We start from the raw sequence: 4,117 nt of genomic DNA on the forward strand, positions 1-4,117 counted from the left end.
GCCTTGCAGGATCGGGCGACAGCATGCGCAACTCGCCATTCACCGAACAGTCGATCCGCGCGATGCTCGAAAACCTCGGCATCGCCACCGAAGGCGGCAGCGCGCGCGCCAAGAATGTCGCCGCCGTCATCGTCACCGCCAACATGCCGCCCTACGTGCAGTCGGGCGCCCGCATCGACATCGACGTCTCCTCGATGGGCGACGCGACCTCGCTTTCCGGCGGCACGCTGATCATGACGCCGCTGAAGGCGGCGGACGGCGAAATCTATGCCGTCGGCCAGGGCTCGGTCATCGTGTCCGGCTTTACCGCGCAAGGACAGGCCGAGCAGCTGACGCAAGGCGTGCCAACCGCCGGCCGCGTGCCCAACGGCGCCATCGTCGAGCGTGCCGTCCAAGCCGAATTCGACGATCAGGCGATCCTGACGCTGCAGCTGCGCAATCCTGATTTCTCGACCGCTATCCGCATCGCGGACGCCATCAACGACTACACCGGCCAGCGCTTCGGCATGCGGGTGGCGGCCGAGCGCGATTCGCGCACCGTCCAGATCAGAAGGCCGAAGGGTGTCTCGGCGGCGCGCTTCTATGCCGAAATCGAGAATTTGGTGGTCGAATCCGACACGCCGGCCCGTGTCGTGATCGACGAGCGCACCGGCACCATCGTCATCGGCAATGATGTCAAGATCTCACGGGTCGCCATCAGCCACGGCACGCTCACCGTGCGCATCACCGAAGCGCCGCGCGTCGTCCAGCCCGAGCCCTTCTCCAAGGGCGAGACCGCGATCGAACCGTTCACCGCCATCGACGCCAGCCGGCCCGACGCCCGCGTTGCCGTGCTTGACGGGCCCGATCTCCAGACCCTCGTTTCCGGCCTCAACCGCCTCGGCGTCAAGCCGGACGGCATCATCGCCATTCTGCAGGGCATCAAGTCGGCCGGGGCCCTGCAGGCCGACCTGGTTCTGCAATAGGCGATGCCGATGAAGCGCTCCTTCCCACGCCACGACAGACGCCGCAAAGCCGCGATCCTGCTTGCGACCGCTTTTCTCGCGGCTCTGCCCTTTGCCGGCGGCACCGCGCGCGGCGAGGAGACGGTCCGCCAGGTCCTGCCGGGAGCACAGGTGGCGGCGGCGCCGCAGCAACTGACACGGGAAAAGGCGCCGGACCAAAGCGAGATCGAGCGCTTCTGCTCAAACATCGCCGATGCCGCCCGCAACCGCCGCTATGTCCTGCAGGCGCAGGAACTGAAGCAGCTCCAGGCTGGCATTGACGAGCGCATGAAAGCTCTTGATGCAAAGAAAGCTGAATACGAGACCTGGCTGAAGCGGCGCGAGGTTTTCCTGGCCCGGGCCGAGGACGGCGTCGTCCAGATCTACGCCGGTATGAAACCCGACGCCGCCGCCGAGCGGCTGGCCATCGTCAACGCCGACCTGGCTGCGGCTATATTGATGAAGCTCGATTCACGCAAGGCGAGCGTCATCCTCAACGAAATGGACCAGAAGGCGGCGGCGACGCTCACCGGCATTATGGCCAGCGCAGCCCGAAGGGTAGATCCGTCATGATCCGGAAGATGCTTGTCCTGTGCGCGGTTACTACCATGCTGTCCGGTTGCGGAACCAACCTCAAGGAGGTCGGCAGAGAGCCGGCCCTGTCCCCGGTCGGCTCCGGCATCGATGGCGGCAGCACCGGCTCGCTCTATCGATATCCGCAAACGCCGCCAGCGCCGGTCAAGAAATTCTCGTTGTGGGACGACCGCCAGAGCCGGCTGTTCACCGACCCGCGGGCGCTGTCCCAGGGCGACATCCTGACGGTCAAGATCAAGATCAACGATCGCGCCAACTTCAAGAACCAGAACGACAGGAGCCGCACCGCCAATCGCAAGCTCGGTTATGACCTCAGCGCGCAGTGGGACAAGTGGAGCACCGCCGGCAAGGGCGCCGGGGCGCTCACCTCCACCACCGACACGACGGCTGACGGCGAGATCAAGCGCTCGGAAACGCTTGAACTCAATGTCGCGGCGATCGTCACCGATGTGCTGCCCAACGGCAATCTGATGATCACCGGATCGCAGGAAGTGCGCGTCAATGCCGAGCTCAGGGTGCTGACGCTCGCCGGCATCGTGCGGCCGGCCGATATCGGCGCCGAAAACACCATCCCCTACGAACGCATCGCCGAGGCCCGCATCTCCTACGGCGGACGCGGTCGCATCACCGAGGTCCAGCAACCTGCCTACGGCCAGCAGATCCTCGACCAGGTTCTTCCGTTCTAGGATCGGGGCAGGTCGCCGTGGCAAATATTGAACAGGTTCAGCCGCGCAAGGGTCCCTCCCCTGTCATTCAGGCCGGCATGCTGCTGCTTGTGACGGCGGCCGCCATTGGCGTGGGTTGGATGTCCGGCGGTTATCTCAAGGGCGTCGGCGCACCGGCGTCGGTACCGGTCGCGCCTGAGAACGAAGGTAAGATCATGCAGCCCGCCGCAGCCGAGCAACCAGGCCTGGGCCCGATGCTTGTCGTGCTGGCGCCGATCACCACCAACATCGCCTCGCCTGCCGGCACCTGGATCAGGATGGAGGTGTCCGTCGTCTATGACGCGCCGCAGCCACAGGCAATGTCGGATGACATCCACCAAGATCTCCTGGCCCTGGTGCGCACGTTGAAGATGCATCAGATCGAGGGAGCCAGCGGCTACCAGCACCTGAAGGCCGACCTCGAAGAACGCGCCGCGATCCGCAGCCAGGGTCACGCCAAACAGGTACTCATCAGGACATTGCTGCTCGAATGAGAAAGTTCCTTCTCGCCACCGCCATGATCGCCGCCGCCACCTCCATCGCGGCGGCTCAGCAGCTCGATCTCGGCGGCATCGGCAAGGCTGACGGCACCACCGTCGGCTACATCATCCAGATGTTCGGCCTGCTGACTGTTCTGTCGGTCGCGCCGGGCCTGCTGATCATGGTGACCAGCTTCACCCGCTTCGTCATCGCCTTCTCGATCCTGCGCGCCGGCATCGGCCTGCAGTCGACACCGGCAAACCTCATCCTGATTTCGCTGTCGCTGTTCATGACCTTCTATGTCATGGCGCCGACCTTCGATCAGGCCTGGAACACCGGCGTCAAGCCGCTGATGGACAACCAGATCACCCAGACCGAAGCCTTCGACAAGATTTCCGATCCGTTCCGCACCTTCATGCTGCACAATGTGCGTGACAAGGATTTCGACCTCTTCGCCGATCTCGCCCGCGAGCGCGGCCAGACCGTTTCGCGCGACACCGTCGACCTGCGCATCCTGGTGCCCGCCTTCATGATCTCGGAGATCCGGCGCGGCTTCGAAATCGGCTTCCTGATCGTGCTGCCATTCCTGGTCATCGACCTGATCGTCGCCACCATCACGATGGCGATGGGCATGATGATGCTGCCGCCCACGGTGGTGTCGCTGCCGTTCAAGATCCTGTTCTTCGTCCTGATCGACGGCTGGAACCTGCTTGTCGGCAGCCTGGTGCGCTCCTTCAACTGACTCTGCCGCGCCGGCTCGAAATTCCAGCAATATATTTTCGATTAACCGTCCGGTTTAGCCCTTTGGTAGGGACTTGCCCGCATATTCGCTCGCAGATGGCGGGTGATCGATTTCAGAGATCATTGGCATGATGCCGCACCGTCATACCGGGAGGCCCGGTATGTCAAAAAAACACCTGTAAAAACCAAGGTACGAGTACCATGTCCAGCATCATGACGAACTCCGCCGCGTTGACGGCTCTGCAGAGCCTTAACGCCACCAGCAAATCCCTCCAGGACACCCAGGCCCGCATCTCGACCGGTTATCGCGTCTCGCAGGCCTCAGACAACGCCGCTTACTGGTCGATCGCCACCACGATGCGCTCCGACAACCAGGCAATGTCCACCGTTTCGGACGCTCTCGGCCTCGGCGCCTCGAAAGTCGACACCGCCTATACCGGCATGAACAGCGCGATCTCCACCATCAACCAGATCAAGGCAAAGCTGCTGGCTTCCTACGGCCAGACGGACGCCTCGAAGGAAAAGACCCAGACCGAAATCACCGCTCTTCAGGCGCAGATGAAGTCCTACGCCGACGGCGCCACCTTCTCCGGCACCAACATGCTGTCCGTAGAC

5 protein-coding genes and 1 pseudogene are annotated in these 4,117 nt (G+C 63.4%); all 6 read left to right on the plus strand.

The genetic code is table 11. The features are described from left to right. A partial coding sequence (locus EN994_RS20735) for a flagellar basal body P-ring protein FlgI (protein ID WP_164746041.1) occupies nucleotides 1-965 on the plus strand: 965 nt, incomplete at its 5' end. A gap of 3 nt (nucleotides 966-968) precedes the next feature. After that, nucleotides 969-1,556, plus strand: coding sequence for a MotE family protein (locus EN994_RS20740; protein ID WP_164746042.1), 588 nt, complete (start codon nucleotides 969-971; stop codon nucleotides 1,554-1,556). Further along, on the plus strand, nucleotides 1,553-2,263 hold the full coding sequence (gene flgH, locus EN994_RS20745; protein ID WP_063168919.1) for a flagellar basal body L-ring protein FlgH: 711 nt from the start codon (nucleotides 1,553-1,555) through the stop codon (nucleotides 2,261-2,263). The genes EN994_RS20740 and flgH overlap by 4 nt, the downstream gene beginning before the upstream one ends. A gap of 17 nt (nucleotides 2,264-2,280) precedes the next feature. Next, nucleotides 2,281-2,775: a flagellar basal body-associated FliL family protein gene (locus EN994_RS20750; protein ID WP_013529790.1), complete on the plus strand. Its 495-nt coding sequence runs from the start codon at nucleotides 2,281-2,283 to the stop codon at nucleotides 2,773-2,775. Then, nucleotides 2,772-3,503 (plus strand): flagellar type III secretion system pore protein FliP, encoded by a 732-nt coding sequence (gene fliP, locus EN994_RS20755; protein ID WP_013529789.1) that lies wholly within the window; start codon nucleotides 2,772-2,774, stop codon nucleotides 3,501-3,503. Before EN994_RS20750 ends, fliP begins: the two co-directional genes overlap by 4 nt. A 200-nt stretch (nucleotides 3,504-3,703) precedes the next feature. Beyond that, nucleotides 3,704-4,117: pseudogene (locus tag EN994_RS20760) on the plus strand (flagellin); the annotation flags it as partial.

The organism is Mesorhizobium sp. M7A.F.Ca.CA.002.09.1.1, assembly GCF_003998555.1.
Lineage (GTDB): Bacteria > Pseudomonadota > Alphaproteobacteria > Rhizobiales > Rhizobiaceae > Mesorhizobium > Mesorhizobium ciceri.